This window comes from Streptomyces sp. MK7, from assembly GCF_032658145.1.
GTDB classification, from domain to species: Bacteria; Actinomycetota; Actinomycetes; order Streptomycetales; family Streptomycetaceae; genus Streptomyces; species Streptomyces spiralis.
On sequence record NZ_JAVACL010000052.1, the window covers coordinates 1 to 25,107 of the forward strand.

A 25,107-nucleotide genomic window follows, 5' to 3' on the forward strand; every position below is an offset into this window, starting at 1 on the left:
CTAGAACACCTTTAGAACAGTGATTCCGCGCTGACAGCGCGGCAGGGGCCGCACAGTGCTGCCTATGCACTGCATGGCAGGTTTTTCACCGTGCGACCCTGTGCTCACTCCTTGCGGTGTGCGGCCGGCCGTGCTCAGGTAGTCAAGGCCTAAGCCTCTTTGAAGAGTCCAGCTCGTCTACGACGCCTTCAATTCTTCCACCATGTCGAGCAGCTTCCGGTAGGCCGGGTTTTCCTGGAAGGCCGGGTAGCGTTGCATAACCAGTTGAGGTCCGAGTCAGTAGGCACGGTAGTAGGGTGTTTCGATCCTTGGCGCCACGGTGAACGGCTCGAATTCTGGATCCTTGAGGACTCGGTAAATGAACTCCGAAGCCGTCATGTCGAACTGGTGAAACGGCTCCAGTGGATCTTCACGCGCCACTACGGGCCAGTTCGAAGGATCGACCGACGCGTCGGCCAACCAGTAATACTCGTCCTCGATCAAGGAATAGCCCCACTGGAGCAATCCCTTGGTGGCACCGCTGTCCCCGAACAGGCCGTACGACTTGTACAACCGGCGCCTGTCAGGGTTACCAGTCACGGAGCGTAGCCTTGACTCATGATTAACCTTCACCGTTTCGCTCCCATCCTGCACTTTGAGCGGAACGATGTAGTCACTGAAACTTCCCCACGCCGCAAAGCGGCGACGCAACTCCTTGAAGTCGGCAGGCAGAGGGGTGCCCAAGGCGGCCTCTGTCTCGGACCAGTCGAGCTCAGCAGGCTCCGCGTCCCACCCGGTCGCAGCCAGCAGACGATCAACCCACTCCATGTGCACCCCTCTGCCCTAATTCGCTAACCGTTACGAGGCCCTATTCCAAATCGTCTGATTGACGATCGCATCAGCAGCGTCAGCAAGGGCCTTTCCTACGCCTACGAGGAAATCCCAGAAACCGCCGGTGGTGTGATCTGTTTCCGCGCTCGGATCCCAGCAGCGAGCGGGTAGCCCGTCTTGGCGTCGTAGCAGTACGCGGTCTTGGCGCCGTTGGCCTCCTCCAGGTACGTGACGTTGTTGTCCGCGTCCCACGACATCTTCGTCGTCTCGGACTTGGCGTTCGTCGTCTGCACCGGGCGGCCGAAGTCGTCCGTCACATACTGCGTGGCGTGCGACTCGGCATCGGTGACCGTGGTGTCGGTGAACTTGCTGTTCGCCGTGTCCGCCGCGTACGCGAAGCCGGTGTCACCACCGAGGCGGTCGGTGATGGTCTTCGTCCACCAGTGGTACTTCGGGTCGTCACCCGCCTGGGGGGCGTAGTACGCCAGCTGCGTCGCATGACCACGCGGGTCCGTCGCCTTGACCAGCTTGACGTTCTTGTTGCCCTGGGTGGCGTCGTAGGTGAACTTGAAGGTCTTCGGCTGCGAGGAGCCGTCACCGTCGGTGAACTGCCCGAGCAGGCCCTTGTCGGTGTAGTAGAAGGAGACCTTCCGGCCCGAGATGTCCGTGATCGACTTGATGTGGTCGTAGATCTTGGAGTTGGTCAGGTTGCTGCCGGTCACCTTGGCGCCCGTGTCGTCGATGTACTCGTACGACGCGTCGCGCTGCTTGTAGTAGTCGGCCGTCAGGGACTGCCGGCCCGCCGGGTCGGTGATGTACTGCAGGAACTTCGTCGGCTTGTTGTTGGACTTGCGCTCGGCGTACGTGTACGTCTGCGTGTTGCCGTTCTTGTCGACGATGGACGTGAGGTAGCCGTCGCAGCCGAACAGAAACCGGGTGCCGTCCGGGCGCAGCAGCGTCCAGGCGTCCGGGGTGTTGTCCTTGTCCGGGGTGCAGTCGGTGCCGGTCTTGAACGACAGCTGGTAGTGGACGCCCGCCGGGGCCTTCCACGTCCCGTCCGCCTGCTTGGTGAAAACGTGTGTGGTGCCGTCCCCGTCCGGGAGCCTGACCTCGGTCGGGTTGGGGTTGGGGTGGAAGTCCAGCGGTGCCCCGAGCCGGATCGGCCCGGCCAGCTGCATCGACCAGCCCGCACCCGAGACGGTGTCGGAGGTGTCCAGGGAGTTGTAGGCGAAACGCGCGAAGGTGGTCAGTCCGCGGCCCGGGTTGGAGAAGGCGTTGTAGGACCACACGCTGTTGCCGGAGGCCAGGTTGTTCATCACCGTGGAGCCGGCGCCGGTGTTCTTGCCGGTGTAGGAGTAGAACTTCTCCAGGCCGAGAGTGTTGGAGGTGGGGTCCTCCACCGCCACGTTCTGCTTCAGCGGCTGGATCGAGGTGTTCGTCACCGACAGCCAGGAGCCGTCGGAGACCTTGCGCACATCCCAGCCGAGGACATAGTCCGTGCGCTTGTTGCCGGAGTCGGAGTTGATCGGCGTGTTGACGGTGGCCTGGATCGTGGCCGACTGGCCCGGTGAGAGAGCGGGTATCGCGGTGGAGGCCTGGTTGCCGCCGGTGGTCACGTCCGTGCCGTCGGGCAGCTTCCAGGTGTAGGACAGCTCCCGCTCACCCGCCGCCCAGGCACCGTTGGTGGTGTTGGTGACCGTGAAGTCCACCGTGTAGGTGGAGTTCGGGGTCATCCGGGACGGCGTCTGCGGCGCGTAGTACGAGTTCGCGGTCGTGGAGTCGACGTAGATCACCCGCCGCAGCGGGCCGAGCTGCCAGTCGGAGGTCTCCGAGGACAGGAACAGCGTGCGCTCCTGCGGACCGGTGGAGGACTCGTCGCGCAGCTTCACCAGCGCGCCGTGATTCGACGACGGCGTGGTGATCCAGCCCTGGGTCAGGCTGGTGGCGTCCCACCAGTGCCGGCCCACGTCCGAGACGGACCCGACGGTGTCGGAGACGGTGCCGGAGTAGTCACCTCCCGCACTGCTCCAGGCGGTCGACGAGGTCGCGTTGTTCCAGGTCGCCGACGTTTCGTCGAAGTCCTTGGTCAGGCCGTGGAGTTCGTAGATCGCCCCGTTGGAGCCGGTGGTGGTCTCCGCCCCCCACATGAACAGCCGCGACTCCAGAACGGTCGCCGTGTCCGGGATGGCGGAGGTGTCGAAGCCCAGCGCGGCGCGGGCCTTGCCGTAGGTGGCGGAGTTGTTGCCCACCTCCAGCCACGGCTGCGCCTTGCCGTACATGGACAGGGTGTCCTCGTTGCTGGTCGGCTGACCGGAGGACAGCGTGGTGTCCTTCACCTCCGACGCGCCCTGGATCAGCCGCATCGTCCGCCCCGCCTTCGGCACACCCACCACGCGGGTCGGAGAGCCCAGCAGCTCACCGCTCCTGGTCTTCACCACGATCTGGTAGTAGTACGATCGGCCGATCTCCGCCGAGGAGGAGTCCGGCGTCGGGGTGGCGGTGGTGTCCGTGTAGCTGGTCGCGTCCTTGCCGATCGGGGCGACCAGGGTCGCGGCGGACGGCGTGAACGCCTGCTGCGTGGAGCGGTGCAGCTGGTACTCCACGATGTCGTTGCCGCTGTCGCCGGTGTCGTTCACATACGGCTTCCACGACAGCTCCGGACCCGTCGCGTGGATCACCTGCGGCGAGTCCAGCTCGGTGCCGACCTTGCCGTAGGTCACCGTCAGCCGGGGGATCGTGGAGGTCTCACCGCCGTAGTCGCCGTCCCCCGCCTCATACCGCGGGCCGCCCAGCGGACCATTGGCCTCATCGGTCGTCTTGAGCACGAAACCGTTGTTCGTGGCCGTGCCGTCGATCCACTTCTGCACGGTGTCGGTGACCGGGAACCTGTGCCACTGGCTGTAGGCGCCGACGGACTTGGTGATCGTGGCGGGGTTCACCCAGCGCACCGCGTCCGCGATCACCGCGGTCGAGGTGGAGGCCGGCCCGTCGCCGAGGACGACCTTCCCGGCCGTGCCCTTGGCGAAGGCGATCTTGTTGCCGCTGTTCAGGGACGTCCACACGCCGCCGGAGCCGGAGGACTCATCCACCGTGTACGTGGTGGAGCCGCCGGAGCCGGTCACCGTGAACGGCGCGTCGGTGGCCCGGTCCGTGGCCGGCACATAGTGCACGTCCACCCGGTAGGAGTCGGCCTCCGGCAGCCTGGGCTGGAAGGTGTAGGTGTCCCCGGCGACGGAGTCCTTGTTGTAGCGGTAGTCCGAGCCGATGGCGTACTGCGTCAGCGACGAACCCGAGGCCGGCCAGGTGCCCGAAGCCGCCGTCGTCCCGGCGTCCCCGTCGTCCACCTGCACCGTCGTCCCCGACAGCGCACCCACCAGCGAGCTGGTGTTGTCCCAGGTCGCCGTCGCCTCGTCCCAGGCACCGGTGGCCTCTTGCACCTCGATCGGCACATCCGTCCCACCGGTGGTGTGGATGTTGTCGTAGTACATCTCCAGCCGGGCCGAATCGATCGTCGTGCCCGACGGGATCTCCGACAGCGGGAACTTGATCAACGACCGCGCCGCACCCGAGGAGGTACGGCCCACCGACAGCTTCCACGACTGCCCGTAGTTCGTCGTCGGCGCCTCGGCCAGGACCATCGCGTCCTGCGCGTCCGTCGGCGACGGCGCGATCGTGATCGTCGGGTCGATGACGACCGGGTACTGGCGCTCCTTCGCCGCCAGCCAGCCCGCGTCCGGCGTGACGGTGATCTTCCACGCCTTGCCGTCCCGGGTCAGCTTCTGGCTGACCTTGCGGCTGTAGGTCCGGCCGAAGACGGAGTCGTTCGGCTTGGCCGCGTCCGTCATGAACGGCGCCGGGATCACCATCACCGGCGTGTGCGGCAGCTCCCCGTACAGCGCGATCGAGCCGTCCTTGCGCGCCTTCGGGGTCAGCCCGTCCGCATCCAGGGTGAAGGTGAACTTCAGCGGGCCCGTGGGCGGTTCGGCCAGGGTGATGTTCTCCTTCACCCGCCCGGGACCGACCTCGTACGCCAGCTTCGCACCGTGCGCGGTGTCGTCGTAGGAGACCGTCGAGCCCTTGACATGCGGGGCCAGCTTCTTGCCCACGCCGTCCAGCCCGAGGGTGACCGCGCGCCCGTCCGGTGCCTGGAACCGCACCAGCTTCCCGGTGTCCGCCCCGAACCAGCTGCGGCCCTCGTTGGTGGTGTTCGCGAACTCGAAGCCCTTGGCCCCAAAGGCGCGCACCGAGGTGTCGATCGCCTTCCACGCCTTCGACTTCGGATCCCGGTAGGAGGTGGGCTGAGCGGACAGCTCCGCCTGCACCCGGCCGTCCGACAACTGCCAGAACCGCGCACTCGACGTGCGCCGCCCGGTCAGCTCCTTGACCCGCTTCGCCTTCGGTTCGGCCTTGCCCTTCGGCAGCTTCTGCCGGTCCGCGACACCGAGCTCGTCATGCGACGGCGGCTTGTCCAATGTGTGGTCGTCGTCCGTGAACCATCCCTTGACGGTATCGACAATTCCCTTGCCACCGCCGCCATCGGATCCGGACGTCGCATATGCGGCCTGGGGCAATGCGGTACTCGTCACCGCGGAAACCACCAGGCACGCGATCAGCGTGCCAAATCTGGGTCTCACCGCACCCCTTTTCAACTCTCTGACGTCATAAACGTGCCACCTTTAAACGCTTCTGACCTACCGTCAGGGCAGGTCAGAGGAGCGGCGCCGCGGTTCTAATCAGCCAAGTGGCGCCACGTCAAGTGAACTCGCAATTCGCACATATCAGTGTCTGCCCGATACCGGCGTCCAATTTGTCCGGCCGCTGGAAATCGTCACCCGGCATCGTGTATAAGGGCCCGGTTCCGGCGGTGGAGCGCGCCGGACGGACACGCTTCGATATTCCGTTTCGCGGCCGGTTTGTTTTCCGGTCGTCCGAATGCAGGGGAAAGTTCATGGGTGAGGAGAAGCCGACATCGCAGATGACGGCGGAGATGTCCGAGATTGCGGAAACACCGGAAACATCGGAGACACCAGGAACGCCGGAGACGTCATCCGCGCCGCCCGGCGGATCAGGCTCCCGGCGCCCCGACCGCGCCGCCCTGATCACTGCCGGCGCCGTCCTCGCCGCCTGCGCCGGACTGGTCCTCTACGGCGTCCTCGACACCGGCCACGGAGACGGCAAGGCCAAGCAGCCCCCCGCCCCCACCGCCCCCGTCACCTACGAAGTCACCGGCACCGGCACCGCCGACCTCACCTACCAGGCCCGCGACGAGACCGGGAAAGCCACCGTCGTCCGCCACGCCCACCTGCCCTGGCACACCACCGTCGACGTCCCCCTCGGCCAGAACCCCACCATCAGCATCGTCCTCGACCAGCACGGCGGCACCGCCCGCTGCAGCCTCGCCATCCGCGGACAGCACATCCAAAGCGCCACCGCCACCGGCACCTTCGGCCGCGCCACCTGCTCTGCCGCCCTGCCCCGCCCCGACGCGTCGTGAGCTGAGCTGCGCCGCACGGCCGCCCTGCGCCCCCTTCGTCCGAATTGTTCCCGGGGTGGCAATCGGACGCTCTGCTGCTGTATAACCGGGCCGGTTTCGCGGGGCCTGTGGGGCCTCTGCGCCAGTGTGTGCTGGTTGTATGCCCTCGCCCGTGTTCGTGCCCGTTCCCGACGAAGGGTTCCTTCGTGCTGCCCGAATTCTCTGCACTGTCCGTACGTTCCCGTCGGCTCGTCGTCGCCGCGGCCGTCTCAGGGGCGCTGCTCGTCGCCTCCGGTTGCGGGAAGGACGGCGGCGACACCGGGTCCGAACAGGTGGCGGCGGACGCGCAGGACACCTCGGCGCCCGCGAGTTCTTCGGCGAGTGGGTCTCCGAGCGCGTCCGCTTCCGCGTCCGCTTCGGTCTCCGCCTCTGCCTCTGCCAAGGCGAGCGGCAGCGCCTCTCCGAGCACGAGCGCATCCGGCGCCGCGGGCTCCACCAAGGCGGGCGCCGGCAGCGGCAGTGGCAGTGTGACGGAAGCCGCCGGAACCGAGGGCGGGTCCGGTACCGGCTCCGGAAGCGGCAGCGGGCAGAGCTCGGGCGGGAGCAGTGCCCCGGACTTCTCCGTCCCGGCCGACGTCGGCAACGCCACGCAGCTGATCACGGTCAAGGCCAGCGGCTCGTACGCCACGGTCACCGCCTGGGCCAAGGGTTCGGCCGGGTGGAAGGCGCAGTTCAGCACGAGCGCCGGGCGGGTCGGGTCCAACGGTGTGACGAACGGGGCGACCCGGCAGCAGGGGACGTGGACGACACCCTCGGGCACGTACACGATCACCGAGGGGTTCGGCGTGGCGGCGAGCGGTACGAGCATGCCGTACCACGTGGTCAATTCCGACGACTGGTGGGTGGAGGACCCCGAGTCGAAGTACTACAACTCCATGCACGGCGAGGCCGGCGCGGACTTCCCGCTCACCGAGTCCGGCGACCGGGGCAGCGAACACCTGATCAACTACCCCACCCAGTACGCCAAGGCCCTCGTCATCAACTTCAACCGGTGGCCCGCCACACCGGGTCGCGGGGCTGGGATCTTCCTGCACGTCAACGGGTCCGGCGCGACCGCCGGCTGTGTGTCGGTGCCGCGGGCCACGATGGACCGGATCATGGGCTGGATCCAGCCCGGCGCCCACCCGCGCATCGCCATCGGCTGACAGTCCTGTACGGCCGGGGGCCGTGAGCGCTACTCCGGCCGCGCGGCCAACTCCAGGAACGCCGACCAGGCGGCGGGCGCGACGGTGAGGTGCGGGCCCTCGGGGGTCTTGGAGTCCCGGAGGTGGATGGCGGTGGGGTGGGCGGCAATTTCGAGGCAGGCACCGCCCTCCTCGCTGCTGTAGCTCGACTTGAACCACTCAAGTGCGGTGCCGCTCATGCTTCTCCCAGAAGACGGTCCAGCAGGTCCCTGGTGTCCTCAGCTGTGAGGGCCTGCGTTCGCAGCATCGCATATTTCTGGTTGAGGATCGCCACCTCGGCCGGATCCGCGATCAGTTGACTGCCGCGCTGGGTCTCGACATAGGCAAGTCGTTGGTGCTCAGGCGTCTCCAACAGAATGAACGGCCCTGCGAGTCCTGCATGCGAGGTGCGACCCAACGGGAGAATCTGCAACACGAGACCGGGCAGGTCGGCGTACTCACGTAGATGCCGCAGTTGCTCGGCGTACACATCCCTGCCGCCCAGATGATCCCTCAGCGCCGCCTCCCAGATCACGAAGCTCGTGATCGGCGGCACCTTGCGGTGCAGGATCCCCCGGCGCTCTGTGCGCGCCGCCACCAACTGCTCAAGCTCGTCCTCGTCATAAACCGGAACACGGCCGCGGAAGACGGCCCGCGCGTACTCCTCGGTCTGGAGCAGACCAGGCACCAACAGGCTCTCGTACCACGAAATCGCGACAGCCTCCCGCTCCCGGTCCAGATACTCCTCCGCCCACAGCGGTACCAGATCCACCTCCGGCATGTACTTCAGCGCCTCGCTCAGCGCCCCCTTGGTGCCCAGGAGTCCGTCGAGCTGCTCGGCGAGATCCGGCTTCAGCGGCCGTCGCCCCTGCTCGATCGACGCGATCTGCTGCTCGCTGACGAAGAACCGTTCCGCGAGCGTCCGCTGCGTGTACCCGGCGGCCTCGCGGAAGACGGCGAGCAGCGCGCCCACCATCTTCATCGCCGAGGCGTTCCTGCGCGTCCGTGACCGTGTCGTGGTGCCCATGCGGCCGAACTCCCCACCCGCGTGCGTACGTTCACCGGCGCGCAGCCGTACGGTCCGGCCGTACGGATATGCGCTCTGTTCCATGATGGACACGGAGCGTGACTCTCGTCAGGTGAACACCGAAACCCGACTCCCCTCCCCACGTGAGCGTTTCTACCGGCGCGAGCGCCGGTCCGTGCCCGCCGCCCGCGCCTTCGCGCGCGAGGCGCTGGCCGACTGGAAGCTGACCGGCCGCGCGGACGACGTCCTGCTGTGCGTCAGCGAACTGGCCACCAACGCCCTGGTGCACGGCGCACCGCCCGGCCGTGGCTTCCTGCTGCGGCTGCTGCCGTACGACGACGGCGGCGGCCTGCGGGTGGAGGTCCACGACAGCGGGGACGGCGTGCCGGCCGTCCCGCGGCCGGACGCCGGGGAGCCGGGCGAGGGCGGCCGCGGGCTGCTGCTGGTGGCGGAGCTGGCGGACAAGTGGGGGGTGGGCGGGCGCAGCCCCGGAAAGGTGGTGTGGTGCGAGTTCGCGAGGTCGTGAGGAGGGCCCCGGGGGCGGCGTGACCGTGGGCACATCGGTGTGCCGTACGGCCAGGGCCTCACTACGCTGGCCGCATGGTCAATCTGACGCGTATCTACACCAGGACCGGCGACAAGGGCACCACCGCCCTCGGTGACATGAGCCGGGTCGCCAAGACCGATCTGCGCATCTCCGCGTACGCCGACGCCAACGAGGCGAACGCGGTGATCGGTACGGCGATCGCGCTGGGCGGGCTCGACGAGGAGATCGTGAAGGTCCTGGTCCGCGTGCAGAACGACCTGTTCGACGTGGGGGCGGACCTGGCCACGCCGGTGGTGGAGAACCCCGAGTTCCCGCCGCTCCGGGTCGAGCAGTTCTACGTCGACCGGCTGGAGGCGGACTGCGACCGGTTCAACGCGGAGCTGGAGAAGCTGCGGTCCTTCATCCTGCCCGGGGGTACGCCCGGCGCGGCGCTGCTGCACCAGGCGTGCACGGTGGTGCGGCGGGCCGAGCGCTCGACGTGGGCGGCGCTGGAGGTGCACGGCGAGATCATGAACCCGCTCACCGCGACCTACCTCAACCGCCTGTCCGACCTGCTGTTCATCCTGGCCCGGACGGCGAACAAGGAGACCGGTGACGTGCTGTGGGTGCCGGGCGGGGAGCGTTAGCCCCGATTCCCGCCCGGCCGCCCCGCCTCAGCGGTCGTCGTCGCTCGCCGCGTCCCGGTCGGCGGCGGCCACCGCGGACTCGGCGGCGTCCACCTTCTTCTGCATGTCCGCGTAGCCGGAGGGAGAGCCCGAGGGCGCGGCGGACGAGGCGGATCCGGACGGCGCCGCCTTCGGGGCCGTACCCCCGTGGCCGGCGCACCCCGCGGTGAGGCCCACCAGCAGGGCCGCCGCCACGACGGCCGTCCGCCGGGCGCGCATCAGCTCCCCTTCTCGTTCGTGCTCTTGCCGTTGTCGTTGGCCTGGCACCAGGTCTTCACCGCCGCCAGGTCCTTCTTGCGCTGCTCCAGGTCGGTACGCAGCGATGTGCGGTGGTTCAGGCGGTCCTGGAGGAAGGTGGCGATCTCGGTGTGGCCCGCCTCCTTGGCGTTGTCCACACGCTTCTGCAGCCGCGACACCGAGCCTCGGGTGCCGACGCCCGCGTCCAGCCGCTTCAGGGCCCGGTCGATCCGCCGGTCGAGCTTCGGCACCCGCTTGCACAGGGCGTGCGCGCCGTCGCCGGTGGGCCCGGGCGCCGGGGCGCTCTCGGCCGCCGCCGCGCCTGTGGTGCCCGCGAGGACCGCCGTCACGGCGAGTCCCGCGAGCAGCGTGCGCGTCCGTCGTCGTGCGTCCATCTGCCTCTCCGTTCGTTCGCATGCGTTCTCGTGCGTGGCCGGACGAGGGTGTCGTCCCTCGTCCGTCCGGTGCGACGCAGGCTAGGGACGGACTTTGGGGAAACTCTGGGACCGGTTCGTCCCGGCTGTGCCGGCCGCTCCCGCCGTGCCGATCAGCCAGTCCCGTCGGCCGGGCAGCTCACCGCCGTCGGAGCCGCCACCCGGGCTGCCGCCCGAGGGCAGCCGTACCTCGAAGCGCGCCCCCGTGCCGCCGGGCGCGTCCGTGACGGTGACGTTGCCCCGGTGCAGCGCCGCCTGCTGGGCGACGAGGGTGAGCCCGAGTCCGGAGCCGGCACTGTCCGGGCCCCGCTGGAACCGCTCGAAGATCCGTTCCCGGGCCTCGGGCGGTACGCCGGGCCCCTGGTCGTCCACCGTGACCACCACCTGGTCCCCCGCCCCGCGCACCCCGACGGCCACCCGGGCCCGGCCATGGCCGTCCCGGCCGTGGGCCAGGGCGTTGCCGAGCAGGTTGTCCAGCAGCAGCCGCAGCCCCGGCTCCCAGCCGTGCACCGCGAGGCCGGGCGGGGCGTCCAGGGTGATCCCGGCGTCCGGGGCGCGGCGCCGGGCCTCGGCCACGGCGGCGTCGGCGACCTCGGAGACGTCCACCGTCCCCAGCGCGTCCGCCTCCACCAGGTCCCCGCGTCCCAGCTCGCGCAGCATCACCAGCAGGCCGAGCAGCCGGGCGTGCTCACGCCCGAGGTCGGTGAGGACCTCGGTGCGGTCCGGTTCGGGCAGGTCGGGGTGGCCGGCGAGGATGTCGAGGTTGGTGCCCATGCTCATCAGCGGGGTGCGCAGTTCGTGGGCGGCGGCGGAGGAGAAGGAGCGGGCCGTGTCGAGGGCCTCGGCGGTGCGGGCGGCCTGCTCGTCGTAGCGGGCGAGGACGGTGCGCACGGTGGCCGCGAGCTCGTCGACCTCGGTGACACCGGTCGGCCGGTGGTCGAGCCGGGCGGCGGAGGTGCGCGGGTCGAGTCCGGCGGTGCGGCGGGTGAGGCGGCGCAGGGGCGCGCCGGCACTGCCGGCCAGGCCCCAGGCGAGCAGCCCGGACAGCGGCGCGGCGAGCAGCGCGGTCAGGACGACGCGCCGGCGTACGGCCTTCAGCTGGGCCCGGTCGGCGGTGTCCGGCGAGAACACCCACAGGGTGCCGGAGGTCGCGGGGCCCTTCAGCGGCCGGGACAGGGCGCGCCAACCGCGCCCGCCGGCGCGGAGCGTGACCGGCCCGGAGGCCTGGTCGGGCAGGCGCACCGAGGGGCCGGGCTGGGGTCCGCCGCTGAAGGTGGCGTCCGGGGCGACGACGCGTACGCCGACGTCGAGGGCGGAGCTGAACAGCTGCCGTTCCCTGGTGTCGGCGGCCTTGGGGCGGCCGTTGCGGGTGGCGCGCAGCAGGGCGCGGGCGTCCGGGGCGATCGCGGCGGCCCGGCGGCGCAGGTGGTCGTCCTCCACGCGGTGCAGGTCGCGGGCGACCAGGTGCAGCAGCAGCCAGCCGGAGGCCGCCACCAGCAGCGGGACGGTGCAGCCGACGGCGAGGCCGATACGGGTGGAGAGCCTCACGGCGCCTCCCGCAGGACGAAGCCGACCCCGCGCACGGTGTGGACCAGCCGGGGCCGCCCGTCCGCCTCCAGCTTGCGCCGCAGGTAGCTGACGAAGGTGTCGACCGTGTCGGTGCGGACGTCGAAGTCGTAGCCCCACACCCGCTCCAGGAGCTGGTCGCGGGTGAGGACCAGCCCGGCGTTGCGGGCGAGCACCTCCAGCAGCTCGAACTCACGCCGGGTCAGCTCCAGCGCCCGCCCGTCGCGCTCGGCGGTGCGCGCCGCCGGGTCGATCACCAGGCCCGCCACGCACAGCACCTCACGGCCGGCGGGCGGCCGGCGGCGCAGCAGCGCGCGCAGCCGCAGCACCAGTTCCTGCAACGCGAACGGCTTGACCAGGTAGTCGTCACCGCCCGCCTGGAGCCCGGCGATGCGGTCGGCGGTCTCGTCCAGCGCGGAGAGCATCAGCACAGGCACGTCCTGGCCGGCCGCGCGCAGCCGGGTGCACACCTCTATGCCGCTCATCCCGGGCATCGACACATCCAGGACCAGCACGTCCGGCGGCGCCTGCCCGATGGCCTCCAGCGCCTCGGCCCCGCCGCCCGCGCTGCGCACCGCGAACCCGCTCAGCCGCAGCCCCCGCTCCAGTGAGCGACGTATCGCCGCGTCGTCGTCGACGACCAGCACGTCCCCGGCCCGCCCGGCATCCGACATCCGCCCTCCTCATCGCCCGGTCAGCGTACGACCCTCGCGGAGCGCGGCCGCTCCGGCCGGGGGCTTTCCCGTACGGGCCGCCCACGCACGGGAGTTGGGGATCCGGCCGAACCTGCGGACACTGGTCCAGACCTATTGACCTATGGTCCAGACCTTTCTACGCTCGCAGCACCGCGGGCGTGATGGCTCAGTCATGCTCCTGACAATAACCGATAATCCCCCCGACAAGGGAGGCGCGGTATGCGCTTCAGACACAGAGCCGCGGCAGGGTTCGCGACCCTGTTGCTCCCCCTGGCCGGACTGGTCGGGCTCTCGGGCCACGCCCAGGCCGCCGCCGACGCGACCTCGGCCACCGCCACCTACGCCAAGACCCAGGACTGGGGCACCGGCTTCGAGGGCAAGTGGACCGTCAAGAACACCGGTACCACCTCGATCAGCTCCTGGACGATCGAGTGGGACTTCCCCTCCGGAACGTCCGTCACCTCCGCCTGGGACGCCGACGTCACGTCCTCCGGCACCCACTGGACCGCGAAGAACAAGTCGTACAACGGCTCCATCGCCCCCGGCGCCTCGGTCTCCTTCGGCTTCAACGGCACCGGCTCCGGCGCTCCGAGCAACTGCCTGGTCAACGGCGGCAGCTGCGACGGCGGCACGACCGTCCCGGGCGACAACCCGCCCTCCGCGCCGGGCACCCCGACCGCCTCCTCCATCACCGACACCTCGGTGAAGCTCAGCTGGGGCGCGGCCACCGACGACAAGGGCATCAAGAACTACGACGTCCTGCGTGACGGCAGGACGGTCGCCACCGTGACGACGACCTCGTACACAGACAGCGGTCTGACCGCCGGCACCGACTACTCCTACACCGTCCAGGCACGCGACACCGCCGACCAGACCGGCCCGGTCAGCGGATCGGTCGCCGTGCACACCACCGGCGGCACGACCACCCCGCCGCCCACCGGCGGCAAGGTGAAGATGGGCTACTTCACCGAGTGGGGCATCTACGGCCGCAACTACAACGTCAAGAACCTGGTGACGTCCGGCTCCGCGTCGAAGATCACGCACATCAACTACGCCTTCGGCAACGTGACCAACGGCCAGTGCGCGATCGGCGACTCCTACGCCGACTACGACAAGGCGTTCACCGCCGACCAGTCCGTCAGCGGCGTCGCCGACACCTGGGACCAGCCGCTGCGCGGCAACTTCAACCAGCTGCGCGAGCTGAAGGCCAAGTACCCGAACATCAAGGTGATCTGGTCCTTCGGCGGCTGGACCTGGTCCGGCGGCTTCGGCGACGCGGCCAAGAACCCGGCGGCCTTCGCCCAGTCCTGCTACAACCTGGTGCACGACCCGCGCTGGTCGGACGTCTTCGACGGCATCGACATCGACTGGGAGTACCCGAACGCCTGCGGTCTGAGCTGCGACTCGAGCGGCCCGGCGGCCTTCAAGAACCTGATGGCCGCGCTGCGCGCCAAGTTCGGCAACGAGCTGGTCACCGCCGCCGTCACCGCGGACGGCTCGGCCGGCGGCAAGATCGACGCGACCGACTACGCCGGTGCCTCGAGTTACGTCGACTGGTACAACGTGATGACGTACGACTTCTTCGGCGCCTGGGACGCGCAGGGCCCGACCGCTCCGCACTCCCCGCTCACGTCCTACAACGGCATCCCGAAGGCCGGGTTCACCACCGCCGACGCGATGGCCAAGTTCAAGGCCCAGGGCGTGCCCGCGAACAAGCTGCTCATCGGCATCGGCTTCTACGGCCGCGGCTGGACCGGCGTCACCCAGGACGCCCCGGGCGGCACCGCCACGGGCCCGGCGGCCGGCACCTACGAGCAGGGCATCGAGGACTACCACGTGCTCAAGACGGCCTGCCCGGTCACCGGCACCATCGCCGGTACGGCCTACGCGCACTGCGGCAGCAACTGGTGGTCCTACGACACCCCGGCCACCATCAAGTCGAAGATGGCCTGGGCCGACAGCCAGGGCCTCGGCGGCGCGTTCTTCTGGGAGTTCAGCGGTGACACCGGCAACGGTGAACTGGTGAGCGCCCTCAGCAGCGGCCTGTCATAAGGAGACCAGGCCCCGGAAACACGGAGCTCCCCCGGACCTGGTCCGGGGGAGCTCCGTCATGAGTGCCGGTGGCCTACGCGACGTTCACCCTCTGTCCGGGCGGGGCCGCCTCCAGCCAGGCCAGGAATCCGGTCAGGGCGTCCTCGCTCATGGCCAGTTCCAGGCGCGTGCCCCGGTGCAGACAGACGAGGATCACCGCGTCGGACAGCAGGGCGAGTTCCTCCTCGCCCTCGGGCAGCCGGCGGCCGGCCACCTCGATCGACGCGCGCTCCAGCGTGCGGCGCGGGCGGGGGGCGTAGGAGAAGACCCGGAACCACTCCACGCGGTCGCCGTTGTAGCGGGCGACGCCGTAGCTCCAGCCCTTGCCGCTGGTGTCGGGCTTCTCCGCCACGTCCCAGCGCAGACTGCAGTCGAAGGTGCCGCCGGAGCGCTGGATGAGCCTGCGTCGCAGCCCGAAGACGAACAGTCCCACCACCACGAGCGCGACCACGACCCCGCACACACTCAGAGCGAGGACCATCGATACCGACCTCCTCGTCTCCTAGGTAATGGAACGGAAAAAACACCCACATCCGCCTCAGCCGCGGCCGGTACCGGATTGCTCCGGTACCGGCCGCGGCTGAGTGGTGTCATCGCATGGCGCTCGGTTCAGCGCGCCGCCGCAGCCGCCCGCAGACGGACGTCGGCGCGCCGCTGGGCGGCCTCGTCCTCGTCCGCCTTCGCGCGCTCCAGCTCCTGCTCCGTGCGCTGGACGTCGATCTCCTCGGCGAGCTCGGCGATCTCGGCCAGCAGCGAGAGCTTGTTGTCCGCGAACGAGATGAAACCGCCGTGCACCGCGGCGACGACCGTTCCACCTTCACTCGTACGGATGGTCACCGGGCCCGACTCCAGCACACCGAGCAGCGGCTGGTGACCGGGCATGACGCCGATGTCGCCGGACGTGGTGCGCGCGACGACCAGGGTGGCCTCGCCGGACCAGACCTGGCGGTCGGCGGCGACCAGCTCGACGTGCAGCTCAGCAGCCAAGGGTGGCTCCTCGGGTCACCACCCGGCGGTAGTGCCGGGTGTTGGGGTCAATTCTAAGGGGCGTGAGGAAGGGGGCGGGACGCGCCCGCCCCCTTCCGGGTGTGAGCCGTAAGACTCACTTCGTGTGAGCCGTGCGACTCACGCCGTGTGAGCCGCGAGGCCCACTCCGAGCTACGGGCTCAGGAGACGCCCAGCTCCTTCGCGTTCTTCTTCAGGTCCTCGAGACCACCGCACATGAAGAACGCCTGCTCCGGGAAGTGGTCGTACTCGCCGTCGCAGATCGCGTTGAAGGCCGCGATCGACTCGTCCAGCGGGACGTCCGACCCGTCGACGCCGGTGAACTGCTTGGCGACGTGGGTGTTCTGGGACAGGAAGCGCTCCACGCGACGGGCACGGTGGACGACGAGCTTGTCCTCCTCGCCGAGCTCGTCGATACCGAGGATCGCGATGATGTCCTGCAGGTCCTTGTACTTCTGCAGGATGTTCTTCACGCGCATGGCCGCGTTGTAGTGGTCCGCGGAGATGTACCGCGGGTCCAGGATCCGGGACGTGGAGTCCAGCGGGTCCACGGCCGGGTAGATGCCCTTCTCGGAGATCGGACGGGACAGAACCGTCGTCGCGTCGAGGTGGGCGAAGGTGGTCGCCGGGGCCGGGTCGGTCAGGTCGTCGGCGGGGACGTAGATCGCCTGCATCGAGGTGATCGAGTGACCGCGGGTCGAGGTGATGCGCTCCTGGAGGAGGCCCATCTCGTCGGCCAGGTTCGGCTGGTAGCCCACCGCGGACGGCATACGGCCGAGCAGCGTGGAGACCTCGGAACCGGCCTGCGTGAAGCGGAAGATGTTGTCGATGAAGAACAGCACGTCCTGCTTCTGCACATCGCGGAAGTACTCCGCCATGGTCAGACCGGCGAGGGCCACGCGCAGACGGGTGCCCGGGGGCTCGTCCATCTGGCCGAAGACCAGCGCGGTCTTGTCGATGACGCCGGAGTCCGACATCTCCTCGATGAGGTCGTTGCCCTCACGGGTGCGCTCGCCGACACCGGCGAACACGGAGACACCGTCGTGGTTGTTGGCGACGCGGTAGATCATCTCCTGGATGAGCACCGTCTTGCCGACGCCGGCGCCGCCGAACAGACCGATCTTGCCGCCCTTGACGTACGGGGTCAGCAGGTCGATGACCTTGACGCCGGTCTCGAACATCTCGGTCTTCGACTCGAGCTCGTCGAAGTTCGGCGCCTTGCGGTGGATGGACCAGCGCTCGCCCTCGTAGGTCTCGTCGACGTTCAGCACCTCACCGAGGGTGTTGAACACCTTGCCCTTGGTGAAGTCGCCGACCGGGACGGTGATGCCGTCACCGGTGTCGACGACCGGGGCCTGGCGGACCAGACCGTCGGTCGGCTGCATGGAGATGGTGCGGACCAGGCCGTCACCCAGGTGCTGGGCGACCTCCAGGGTCAGCGTCTTCTTCTCGCCCGCGTTCGCCGGGTCGGCGACCTCGACGTGGAGGGCGTTGTAGATGTCCGGCATCGCGTCGACGGGGAACTCCACGTCGACGACCGGGCCGATGACCCGGGCGACGCGGCCCGTAGCCGTCGCGGTCTCAACAGTGGTGGTCATTTATCGGTCACTCCCCGCGGTCGCGTCGGCCAGGGCGCTCGCGCCACCGACGATCTCGCTGATTTCCTGGGTGATTTCGGCCTGGCGGGCCGCGTTGGCAAGACGGGAGAGCGTGTTGATCAGCTCGCCCGCGTTGTCGGTGGCCGACTTCATCGCGCGCCGCGTGGCGGCGTGCTTCGAAGCGGCCGACTGGAGCAGCGCGTTGTAGATGCGGCTCTCCACGTAGCGCGGCAGCAGGGCGTCGAGGACGTCCTCCGCGGACGGCTCGAAGTCGTACAGCGGAAGGATCTCGTCCTTCTTCTGCGTCTGCTCCGCCACCTCTTCGAGGCGCAGCGGAAGCAGCCGGGAGTCGACCGCCGTCTGCGTCATCATCGAGACGAACTCGGTGTAGACGATGTGGAGTTCGTCCACGCCGCCGCCCGCCGTCTCCTTCTCGATGGCCTCGATCAGCGGCGCCGCCACCTTCTTGGCGTCCGCGTACGTGGGCTCGTCGGTGAAGCCCGTCCACGACTCCGTGATCTTGCGCTCACGGAAGTTGTAGTGGGCGACACCACGGCGGCCGACGATGTACGTGTCGACCTGCCTGCCCTCGCGCTCCAGGCGCTCGGTCAGCTGCTCCGCGGCCTTGATGGCGTTGGAGTTGAAGGCGCCGGCCAGACCGCGGTCGCTCGTCAGGAGCAGGACCGCGGCACGGGTCGGGTTCTCCGTCTCCGTGGTCAGCGGGTGCTTGGTGTTCGAACCGGTGCCGACCGCCGTGACCGCGCGGGTCAGTTCCTGCGCGTACGGCGTGGACGCCGCCACCTTGCGCTGCGCCTTGACGACGCGCGAGGCGGCGATCATCTCCATCGCCTTGGTGATCTTCTTGGTCGCGGTGACGGATCGGATGCGACGCTTGTAGACCCGGAGCTGGGCTCCCATGAGTCAGGTCCCTTCCTTACGTCACTTGGCGGCAGCGGCCGGGGTGTCCTCGCCGAGCAGCTTGCCGTCCGAGGTCTCGAACTGCTTCTTGAACTCCGCGACCGCGTCCGCGATGGCCTGGATCGTGTCGTCGGACATCTTGGCGCCCTCCTTGATGGAGGTCATGAGGCCCTGCTCCTTGCGGTGCAGGTACTCCAGGAGCTCCTTCTCGAAGCGGCGGATGTCGGCGACCGGAACGTCGTCCATGCGGCCGGTGGTACCGGACCAGATGGAAACGACCTGGTCCTCGGTGGCCATCGGCTCGTACTGGTTCTGCTTCAGCAGCTCGACCATGCGCTGACCGCGCTCCAGCTGGGCCTTGGAGGCCGCGTCCAGGTCGGAACCGAAGGCGGCGAACGCCTCCAGCTCACGGAACTGGGCGAGGTCCACACGCAGGCGGCCGGAGACCTGGCGCATCGCCTTGTGCTGGGCGGAGCCACCGACGCGGGAGACCGAGATACCGACGTTCAGCGCGGGGCGCTGACCGGCGTTGAACAGGTCGGACTCCAGGAAGCACTGGCCGTCGGTGATGGAGATGACGTTGGTCGGGATGAACGCCGAGACGTCGTTGGCCTTGGTCTCGACGATCGGCAGACCGGTCATCGAACCGGCACCCATGTCGTCGGAGAGCTTGGCGCAGCGCTCCAGCAGCCGGGAGTGCAGGTAGAAGACGTCACCCGGGTAGGCCTCGCGGCCCGGCGGGCGGCGCAGCAGCAGGGAGACGGCACGGTAGGCGTCGGCCTGCTTCGACAGGTCGTCGAAGATGATCAGGACGTGCTTGCCCTGGTACATCCACTGCTGGCCGATGGCGGAACCGGTGTAGGGCGCCAGGTACTTGAAGCCGGCCGGGTCGGACGCGGGGGCGGCGACGATGGTCGTGTACTCCAGCGCGCCGTTCTCCTCCAGCGCGCGGCGGACCGACGCGATGGTGGAGCCCTTCTGGCCGACGGCGACGTAGATGCAGCGGACCTGCTTGCTCGGGTCGCCGGTGCGCCAGTTGTCGCGCTGGTTGATGATCGTGTCGACGGCCAGGGCGGTCTTGCCGGTCTGGCGGTCGCCGATGATCAGCTGACGCTGACCGCGGCCGATCGGGGTCATGGCGTCGACGGCCTTGTAGCCGGTCTCCATCGGCTCGTGCACCGACTTGCGCTGCATGACCGTGGGGGCCTGCAGCTCGAGGGCGCGGCGGCCCTCGGTCTCGATCTCGCCGAGGCCGTCGATCGGGTTGCCGAGCGGGTCCACCACGCGGCCGAGGTAGCCCTCGCCGACGGCGACGGACAGGACCTCGCCGGTGCGGGTGACCGGCTGGCCCTCCTCGATGCCGCTGAACTCACCGAGGACGATGGCACCGATCTCGCGCTCCTCGAGGTTGAGGGCGAGGCCGAGGGTGCCGTCCTCGAACTTCAGCAGCTCGTTGGCCATGGCCGAGGGCAGGCCCTCGACCTTCGCGATGCCGTCGCCGGCAACAGTGACCGTACCGACCTCCTCGCGCGAGGCCGCGTCCGGCTTGTACGACTGGACGAAGTTCTCCAGCGCGTCCCGGATCTCCTCCGGCCGGATCGTGAGCTCCGCCATCTGGGTTCCCTGCTCTCCTTGTTGGGCCCGAAGTTTCACTTGGGGGGTGTTCCACGGGTTCGGGACTCCCCCCAATAAGAGGTGAATCCTCTGCACGGCCCAACCAGGGCCGTCGTGTACGTCTTGCGTGTTGAGTTGCTGCTAGCTCGCCATGCGGCGGGCGGCGTCGTCGAGCCGGTCCGCGAGGGAGCCGTTGATCGTCTCGTCGCCGACCTGCACCCGGATCCCGCCGATCAGCTCGGGGTCCACGTCGATGTTGAGGTGCATCTGACGGCCGTAGAGCTTGGCGAGGGCGGCGCCGAGGCGCTGCTTCTGCCGGTCGCTCAGCGGGACCGCCGTGGTGACGACGGCGACCATGCGGTTGCGACGGTCGGCGGCGAGCTTGGACAGGGACTCCAGTCCCGTCTCCAGGCTACGTCCCCGCGGCACGGTCACAAGGCGTGTCACCAGACGCTCGGTGGTCGGCTTCGCCCGGCCGCCGAGCAGCCGGTGCAGCAGCTCGACCTTGGCCGAGGTGCGCGCGGCCCGGTCGGTCAGCGCCGAGCGCAGCTCGGTGCTGGAGGAGACGATCCGGCCGAAGCGGAACAGCTCGTCCTCGACGTCGTCGAGCGTGCCGGACCGCTGGGCGGCGGTGAGGTCGGCGAGGTTCGCCAGCTCCTCCAGCGCGTCCACCAGGTCACGCGACTGCGACCAGCGCGAGCGCACGATGCCGGCCACCAGGTCCACGGCCTCGCCACCGACCTGGCCGCCGAGCAGCCGCTGGACCAGCGTGGCCTTGGCTTCGCCGGGCTGCGCCGGGTCGGTGAGGACCCGACGCAGGCCTGCCTCGCGGTCGAGCAGCGCGGTGACGGCCGCCAGCTCGTCGGCGAGCTTCGCGGCGTCGACGGACGTGGCGTCCGTCAGCGCGTCGAGACGCTCGCGTGCGGCGGTCAGAGCCTCGCGGCTCGCTCCGGTCATCGCGCGGCCTCGGCCTTCTCCTCGAGCTCGTCGAGGAAGCGGTCGATCACGCGGCTCTGCCGGGCGTGGTCCTCGAGGGACTCACCGACGAGCTTGCCGGCCAGCTCGGTGGCGAGCTTGCCGACGTCCTGACGGAGCGCGGACGCGGCGGCCTTGCGGTCGGCCTCGATCTGGGTGTGGCCGGCGGCGACGATCTCCTCGCGCTGACGCTGGCCCTCGGCCCGCATCTCGGCGATGAGCGTGGCGCCCTGCTCCTGAGCCTCCTGGCGCAGGCGCGCGGCCTCGTGCCGGGCCTCGGCGAGCTGGGCCTTGTACTGCTCGAGGACGCTCTGGGCCTCGACCTTCATGGCCTCGGCCTCTTCGATACCGCCTTCGATCGCCGCGCGGCGCTCCTCCAGAACCTTGTTGATGTTCGGCAGGAGCTTCTTCCCGAGGAAGAAGAAGACGATGGCGAAGGTGACGAGGCCGATGACCAGCTCGGGGCCGGGCGGGATGAGAGGGTTCTGCTGCTCCTCCGCCGCCAGCTGCACCAGCTGCTGTGTCAGCTGCATGTCATCAGTGCCTTTCCCTTAATGGGGTGGGTCGTCCGCCGCGGTTTACTTGTAGGTGTAAACGAACGGCATGACGATGCCGATGAGGGCGAGCGCCTCACAGAAGGCGAAGCCCAGGATCTGGTTGGCACGGATCAGACCGGCGGCCTCGGGCTGGCGGGCGAGCGCCTGGGTGCCGTTGCCGAAGATGATGCCGATGCCGATGCCGGGACCGATGGCGGCGAGGCCGTAGCCGACGGAGGCGATGGAGCCGGTGACGGCGGCAAGGGTCTCAGTGGCAGCCATGCTGATTCTTCCTTCTCTTTCAAGGACCGGTGGGGGTTGGCCACCGGACGTCTGTGACGGGGCGGTGCGGGACGGTGGCTCAGTGGTGCTCGGCGAGAGCGCCCTGAACGTAGGAGCAGGCCAGGAGGACGAAGACGTACGCCTGGACGGCCTGGACGAAGAGCTCGAACAGGATCATGACCATGGCCATGACGAACGAGACGGCGCCGGCCGCGATCAGCCAGCTGTTCATCAGGTACCAGCTGGCGACGGTGAACATCACGAGCAGCAGGTGACCGGCGAACATGTTGGCGAACAGTCGCACCGCGTGCGTGAACGGGCGGACCAGGACGTTCGAGAAGAACTCGATGACCACCACGAGCGGCAGCACCGCGCCGAGCGACTTGTCGTAGCCGGTGAGGTTCTTGAAGCCGCCGGCGAAGCCGTGCTTCTTGAACGTCAGGACCATCCAGGTCACGTAGACGATCGCGGCCATGGCGGCCGGGTAGGCGATGATCGACGTCACCGGGAACTGGGCGACCGGGATGATCGACCAGAGGTTCATGATCCAGACGAAGAAGAAGATCGAGACCATGAGCGGGACGTACTTCTCGCCCTCGCGCTTGCCCAGCGTCTCGTAGACGATGCCGCGGCGAACGAAGTCGTAGCCCGCCTCGCCGACCATCTGCAGCTTGCCGGGCACCACCTTGGCCTTGCTGAAGGCGGCCCAGAAGAAGCCGACCACGACCAGCGAGGTGACGATGGCGAGCAGCATCGGCTTGTCGAAGTCGTAGCCGCCGACCGTGAACATCGGCTTGAAGATGAAGGAGTGGAGGCCCGGCGACGGGAAGCCGCAGCCGTTTTCGGCGAAGACGCGGCAACTCCAGTCAAAGGCGAGCGTGGTCTGGTCAGCACTCACCGCGGGCTCCTTCGGCGTGGCGCATGGATACGGCAACCTCGTTGTGTCGGCGCGGCGGGCAGCCGCGGGTCGGCACCGGACTGGTGTTACGGATGTGGGGGCGGCCGGCGGGCATCGAGCCTCGCGATCGAGCAGGCGTCAGCTCAGATGCCCGCGCCCGCGATGCCGCAGTTGGCACCGGACGATAGCAGGAGATCACACACGTCTTTATCCCGGCCCTACCCCTCACGACGAGGACCCTGTCTTCTCGGACTTGTCGTGCTTCTCGGAGTCCGGTTCGACGTAGAAGATCTTGGACTTCATGTGCGCACGGGCCTGCGCCGCCATCCATACGACGGTCGCGGCGACGAGCGAGAACGCGAAGGCCCTGGCGTTGAAGAGCGAGGTGCCCTTGAAGACGGCCAAGAAGATCATGAGCAGCAGGAGTTGGGCGACGTAGAGCATCAGGCCCATGGCCTGGAAGAGCTGCGGCAGCGTTTTCGCCGTCCACTGCAGCACGTAGAGACCGATCCCCATGTACAGGATGGCCAGGGCTACGCCGACGACGGCCCCGATCGCGCCCTTTCCGCCGGCGACCGCGCCGCTGACCGCCACCGCGACCACACCGACAGCTGCGGTGGGCACTGCGGTGTGCAGTAGGTTCCGGACGTCATTGGACGGCATGGCGGCAACTCCGCTTTCACAGGGGGCAGGGGTGTCGTCATGGACGAGCGTAGTCCCCGGTTCGGACGAGGATCCTCCACACCAAGGGCCCCTCGCACTCGGGTCCTTCGGTTGTATCCGGGGTTCTCGTGAACGGTATCACAAACTATTTGATGAGGTCTTTACCTGCTGGGTGTGCTGGCCGTCACACATGAGAGTGAAGCTGCCCGTCTGTGCAAAAAGCGGACCAAATTGTCTGATATTGGGGGTCTTTGTCCCCCCACGAGATGGCAACGCTTTAGTCAGATTCTTACCTTGCGGCGTCAGCGCGACGTTCCCGCTCTGCGCCCGTCGAGGACGCGCGAACGGGCGCCCACGGCGGTGGCTCCGTTGACTCCGGCCACCCCGGCCGCGATCGGCGCGGAGTGCTCGCGAGCCGCCTGAGCCCCGTGGACCTCATGAGACTCGCAGGCCTCGGCGGCCTCCTGCGTCTCCCGGAGCGCGGCTCCGACCGCCGCCGGAGTGGCGGCGCCCGGTGCCGTGGCCCCGCGACGGCGGCCCCGCCGGTAGCGCGGCGGCACGAACCCCTCCGCCCAGCGCGGGGTACGCGGCGTGAACCGCGGCAGCAGGAGCAGCACCAGGCCGAGGAAGCTGAGGACGACGATGCCCAGCACGATCCACATCGACGCCGAGTTGACCGAGTAGGCCAGCGCGCCGAAGCCGATCAGGGCCGCCCAGAAATACATGATCAGCACGGCCCGGCTGTGCGAGTGGCCGATCTGGAGCAGCCGGTGGTGCAGGTGGCCGCGGTCCGCCGCGAACGGCGACTGGCCGCGCCAGGTGCGCCGCACCACCGCGAAGACGAAGTCCGAGGCCGGGATGGCGATGATCGTCAGCGGCAGCAGCAGCGGGATGTAGACCGGCACCATCTGGTGCACCGCGTTGCGCTCGGAGCCGGCGAACAGGTTCATCACGTCCGGGTCGACCTGCCCGGTCACCGAGATCGCGCCCGCCGCCAGCACCAGGCCGATCAGCATGGACCCCGAGTCGCCCATGAAGACCCGCGCGGGGTGCATGTTGTGCGGCAGGAAGCCCAGGCACATGCCCATCAGCACGGCCGCGAAGAGGGTCGCGGGGGCGGCGGCCTCGATGCCGTACGAGTACCAGATCCGGTAGGCGTACATGAAGAACGCGGCGGCCGCGATGCACACCATGCCGGCGGCCAGCCCGTCCAGGCCGTCGACGAAGTTGACCGCGTTGATCGTGATGACGACCAGCGCCACCGTCAGCAGGGTGCCCTGCCACTGGGTGAGCGCGACCGTCCCCACGCCCGGCACCGGCAGCCACAGGATCGTCAGACCCTGCATGACCATCACACCGGCGGCGATCATCTGGCCGCCCAGCTTGATCAGGGCGTCGATCTCGAACTTGTCGTCCAGGACACCGATCAGCCAGATCAGCGCGGCCCCGGAGAGCAGCGCGCGCGGCTCGTTCGACTTCTCGAAGACCTCGTTGAGGTTGGTGAGGTGGTCCGCGACCAGCAGGCCCGCGCACATGCCGAAGAACATCGCGATCCCGCCGAGCCGGGGGGTGGGTTCCCGGTGCACGTCACGTGCCCGGATCTCCGGCATCGCCCCCGCCACGATCGCGAACTTGCGCACCGGCCCGGTCAGCAGGTACGTCACCGCGGCCGTGATGCAGAGCGTCAGCAGGTATTCACGCACGGGCTTCCCCACAGGTCTCGCTGGCCATCTCAGCCCCACACCCTAGCGACGCGGGCATATGTATGGGGACTTCCGGGTAGCGACGATGGTTGCACGTGTGGCTGTGCACGTCTCCGGACGGGCCCTGCGACGACCGTGCGCCTACCC

24 protein-coding genes are annotated in these 25,107 nt (G+C 68.9%); 5 read left to right on the forward strand and 19 right to left on the reverse strand.

Going from position 1 to position 25,107, the window contains the following annotated elements; all coding sequences use genetic code 11:
• Window positions 1-276: 276 nt before the first annotated feature.
• Window positions 277-807, reverse strand: coding sequence for an SMI1/KNR4 family protein (locus R2S09_RS34520; protein ID WP_316745302.1), 531 nt, complete (start codon window positions 805-807; stop codon window positions 277-279).
• A gap of 101 nt (window positions 808-908) precedes the next feature.
• Window positions 909-4,448, reverse strand: coding sequence for a DNRLRE domain-containing protein (locus R2S09_RS34525; RefSeq protein ID WP_316745324.1), 3,540 nt, complete (start codon window positions 4,446-4,448; stop codon window positions 909-911).
• Window positions 4,449-5,758: 1,310 nt separating this feature from the next.
• On the opposite strand from R2S09_RS34525, the gene R2S09_RS34530 reads away from it, so the two are divergent.
• Entirely contained in the window at window positions 5,759-6,304 is a 546-nt protein-coding gene (locus R2S09_RS34530) for a hypothetical protein (RefSeq protein ID WP_316745303.1), read from the forward strand.
• Window positions 6,305-6,489: 185 nt separating this feature from the next.
• The gene (locus R2S09_RS34535) at window positions 6,490-7,488 is read left to right on the forward strand and encodes a L,D-transpeptidase family protein (protein ID WP_316745304.1); all 999 of its coding nucleotides are present in this window, start codon (window positions 6,490-6,492) and stop codon (window positions 7,486-7,488) included.
• 29 nt (window positions 7,489-7,517) lie between these two features.
• On the opposite strand, the gene R2S09_RS34540 is transcribed toward R2S09_RS34535, so the two are convergent.
• Window positions 7,518-7,706: a DUF397 domain-containing protein gene (locus R2S09_RS34540; RefSeq protein ID WP_316745305.1), complete on the reverse strand. Its 189-nt coding sequence runs from the start codon at window positions 7,704-7,706 to the stop codon at window positions 7,518-7,520.
• On the reverse strand, window positions 7,703-8,617 hold the full coding sequence (locus tag R2S09_RS34545) for a Scr1 family TA system antitoxin-like transcriptional regulator (protein ID WP_399145336.1): 915 nt from the start codon (window positions 8,615-8,617) through the stop codon (window positions 7,703-7,705). The genes R2S09_RS34540 and R2S09_RS34545 overlap by 4 nt, the downstream gene beginning before the upstream one ends.
• A gap of 28 nt (window positions 8,618-8,645) precedes the next feature.
• Here R2S09_RS34545 and R2S09_RS34550 point away from each other — a divergent pair, with 28 nt between their 5' ends.
• Together R2S09_RS34550 and R2S09_RS34555 are read left to right on the forward strand one after the other, a co-directional pair.
• Window positions 8,646-9,059: an ATP-binding protein gene (locus tag R2S09_RS34550; protein WP_316745306.1), complete on the forward strand. Its 414-nt coding sequence runs from the start codon at window positions 8,646-8,648 to the stop codon at window positions 9,057-9,059.
• Window positions 9,060-9,133: 74 nt separating this feature from the next.
• The gene (locus R2S09_RS34555; protein WP_306191914.1) at window positions 9,134-9,706 is read left to right on the forward strand and encodes a cob(I)yrinic acid a,c-diamide adenosyltransferase; all 573 of its coding nucleotides are present in this window, start codon (window positions 9,134-9,136) and stop codon (window positions 9,704-9,706) included.
• Window positions 9,707-9,733: 27 nt separating this feature from the next.
• Here the strand turns inward: R2S09_RS34555 and R2S09_RS34560 are convergent, their stop codons facing one another.
• From R2S09_RS34560 to R2S09_RS34575, 4 genes are all read right to left on the reverse strand, one after another.
• The gene (locus R2S09_RS34560) at window positions 9,734-9,964 is read right to left on the reverse strand and encodes a hypothetical protein (RefSeq protein WP_306191913.1); all 231 of its coding nucleotides are present in this window, start codon (window positions 9,962-9,964) and stop codon (window positions 9,734-9,736) included.
• On the reverse strand, window positions 9,964-10,377 hold the full coding sequence (locus tag R2S09_RS34565) for a hypothetical protein (RefSeq protein ID WP_316745307.1): 414 nt from the start codon (window positions 10,375-10,377) through the stop codon (window positions 9,964-9,966). Before R2S09_RS34565 ends, R2S09_RS34560 begins: the two co-directional genes overlap by 1 nt.
• A gap of 81 nt (window positions 10,378-10,458) precedes the next feature.
• Window positions 10,459-11,964: a HAMP domain-containing sensor histidine kinase gene (locus R2S09_RS34570; RefSeq protein ID WP_316745308.1), complete on the reverse strand. Its 1,506-nt coding sequence runs from the start codon at window positions 11,962-11,964 to the stop codon at window positions 10,459-10,461.
• Complete coding sequence (locus tag R2S09_RS34575) at window positions 11,961-12,656, reverse strand: response regulator transcription factor (RefSeq protein WP_316745309.1); 696 nt, start codon at window positions 12,654-12,656, stop codon at window positions 11,961-11,963. The genes R2S09_RS34570 and R2S09_RS34575 overlap by 4 nt, the downstream gene beginning before the upstream one ends.
• A 240-nt stretch (window positions 12,657-12,896) precedes the next feature.
• Here R2S09_RS34575 and R2S09_RS34580 point away from each other — a divergent pair, with 240 nt between their 5' ends.
• Complete coding sequence (locus R2S09_RS34580) at window positions 12,897-14,729, forward strand: glycoside hydrolase family 18 chitinase (protein WP_316745310.1); 1,833 nt, start codon at window positions 12,897-12,899, stop codon at window positions 14,727-14,729.
• A 73-nt stretch (window positions 14,730-14,802) separates the two neighbouring features.
• Here the strand turns inward: R2S09_RS34580 and R2S09_RS34585 are convergent, their stop codons facing one another.
• The 11 genes from R2S09_RS34585 to R2S09_RS34635 all read right to left on the reverse strand — a co-directional run bounded on the left by R2S09_RS34585 (window position 14,803) and on the right by R2S09_RS34635 (window position 24,960).
• Entirely contained in the window at window positions 14,803-15,249 is a 447-nt protein-coding gene (locus R2S09_RS34585) for a DUF2550 domain-containing protein (protein ID WP_030170206.1), read from the reverse strand.
• Between the two features lie 128 nt (window positions 15,250-15,377).
• Window positions 15,378-15,755 (reverse strand): F0F1 ATP synthase subunit epsilon, encoded by a 378-nt coding sequence (locus R2S09_RS34590; RefSeq protein WP_306191908.1) that lies wholly within the window; start codon window positions 15,753-15,755, stop codon window positions 15,378-15,380.
• A 179-nt stretch (window positions 15,756-15,934) separates the two neighbouring features.
• Window positions 15,935-17,371: a F0F1 ATP synthase subunit beta gene (gene atpD / locus R2S09_RS34595; RefSeq protein WP_306191907.1), complete on the reverse strand. Its 1,437-nt coding sequence runs from the start codon at window positions 17,369-17,371 to the stop codon at window positions 15,935-15,937.
• Window positions 17,372-18,289 carry a F0F1 ATP synthase subunit gamma gene (locus R2S09_RS34600; protein ID WP_306191906.1) on the reverse strand — a complete coding sequence of 306 codons (918 nt, stop codon included), beginning with the start codon at window positions 18,287-18,289 and terminating at the stop codon, window positions 17,372-17,374.
• A 21-nt stretch (window positions 18,290-18,310) separates the two neighbouring features.
• Window positions 18,311-19,903, reverse strand: a complete 1,593-nt coding sequence (gene atpA, locus R2S09_RS34605; protein ID WP_306191905.1) for a F0F1 ATP synthase subunit alpha — start codon at window positions 19,901-19,903, stop codon at window positions 18,311-18,313.
• A gap of 141 nt (window positions 19,904-20,044) precedes the next feature.
• Window positions 20,045-20,860 (reverse strand): F0F1 ATP synthase subunit delta, encoded by an 816-nt coding sequence (locus tag R2S09_RS34610; protein ID WP_316745311.1) that lies wholly within the window; start codon window positions 20,858-20,860, stop codon window positions 20,045-20,047.
• Complete coding sequence (locus tag R2S09_RS34615) at window positions 20,857-21,405, reverse strand: F0F1 ATP synthase subunit B (protein ID WP_107473291.1); 549 nt, start codon at window positions 21,403-21,405, stop codon at window positions 20,857-20,859. Before R2S09_RS34615 ends, R2S09_RS34610 begins: the two co-directional genes overlap by 4 nt.
• 51 nt (window positions 21,406-21,456) lie before the next feature.
• Entirely contained in the window at window positions 21,457-21,696 is a 240-nt protein-coding gene (gene atpE, locus R2S09_RS34620; RefSeq protein WP_018571456.1) for an ATP synthase F0 subunit C, read from the reverse strand.
• Window positions 21,697-21,775: 79 nt separating this feature from the next.
• Window positions 21,776-22,594: a F0F1 ATP synthase subunit A gene (gene atpB / locus R2S09_RS34625; RefSeq protein WP_316745312.1), complete on the reverse strand. Its 819-nt coding sequence runs from the start codon at window positions 22,592-22,594 to the stop codon at window positions 21,776-21,778.
• A gap of 225 nt (window positions 22,595-22,819) precedes the next feature.
• Window positions 22,820-23,257, reverse strand: a complete 438-nt coding sequence (locus R2S09_RS34630) for a hypothetical protein (RefSeq protein WP_306191902.1) — start codon at window positions 23,255-23,257, stop codon at window positions 22,820-22,822.
• A 302-nt stretch (window positions 23,258-23,559) separates the two neighbouring features.
• Entirely contained in the window at window positions 23,560-24,960 is a 1,401-nt protein-coding gene (locus tag R2S09_RS34635; protein WP_316745313.1) for an MraY family glycosyltransferase, read from the reverse strand.
• Between the last annotated feature and the right edge of the window lie 147 nt (window positions 24,961-25,107).

Bases quoted from the DNA above. Each gene is read 5' to 3' on its own strand.
- R2S09_RS34555 (WP_306191914.1), top strand. From the start codon at position 9,134: ATGGTCAATCTGACGCGTATCTACACCAGGACCGGCGACAAGGGCACC.
- R2S09_RS34575 (WP_316745309.1), bottom strand. From the start codon at position 12,656: ATGTCGGATGCCGGGCGGGCCGGGGACGTGCTGGTCGTCGACGACGAC.
- R2S09_RS34540 (WP_316745305.1), bottom strand. From the start codon at position 7,706: ATGAGCGGCACCGCACTTGAGTGGTTCAAGTCGAGCTACAGCAGCGAG.
- R2S09_RS34580 (WP_316745310.1), top strand. From the start codon at position 12,897: ATGCGCTTCAGACACAGAGCCGCGGCAGGGTTCGCGACCCTGTTGCTC.
- R2S09_RS34530 (WP_316745303.1), top strand. From the start codon at position 5,759: ATGGGTGAGGAGAAGCCGACATCGCAGATGACGGCGGAGATGTCCGAG.
- atpA (WP_306191905.1), bottom strand. From the start codon at position 19,903: ATGGCGGAGCTCACGATCCGGCCGGAGGAGATCCGGGACGCGCTGGAG.
- R2S09_RS34585 (WP_030170206.1), bottom strand. From the start codon at position 15,249: ATGGTCCTCGCTCTGAGTGTGTGCGGGGTCGTGGTCGCGCTCGTGGTG.
- atpD (WP_306191907.1), bottom strand. From the start codon at position 17,371: ATGACCACCACTGTTGAGACCGCGACGGCTACGGGCCGCGTCGCCCGG.
- atpE (WP_018571456.1), bottom strand. From the start codon at position 21,696: ATGGCTGCCACTGAGACCCTTGCCGCCGTCACCGGCTCCATCGCCTCC.
- R2S09_RS34560 (WP_306191913.1), bottom strand. From the start codon at position 9,964: ATGCGCGCCCGGCGGACGGCCGTCGTGGCGGCGGCCCTGCTGGTGGGC.
- R2S09_RS34565 (WP_316745307.1), bottom strand. From the start codon at position 10,377: ATGGACGCACGACGACGGACGCGCACGCTGCTCGCGGGACTCGCCGTG.
- R2S09_RS34520 (WP_316745302.1), bottom strand. From the start codon at position 807: ATGGAGTGGGTTGATCGTCTGCTGGCTGCGACCGGGTGGGACGCGGAG.
- R2S09_RS34525 (WP_316745324.1), bottom strand. From the start codon at position 4,448: ATGGTCCTGGCCGAGGCGCCGACGACGAACTACGGGCAGTCGTGGAAG.
- R2S09_RS34600 (WP_306191906.1), bottom strand. From the start codon at position 18,289: ATGGGAGCCCAGCTCCGGGTCTACAAGCGTCGCATCCGATCCGTCACC.
- R2S09_RS34630 (WP_306191902.1), bottom strand. From the start codon at position 23,257: ATGCCGTCCAATGACGTCCGGAACCTACTGCACACCGCAGTGCCCACC.
- R2S09_RS34545 (WP_399145336.1), bottom strand. From the start codon at position 8,617: ATGGAACAGAGCGCATATCCGTACGGCCGGACCGTACGGCTGCGCGCC.
- R2S09_RS34610 (WP_316745311.1), bottom strand. From the start codon at position 20,860: ATGACCGGAGCGAGCCGCGAGGCTCTGACCGCCGCACGCGAGCGTCTC.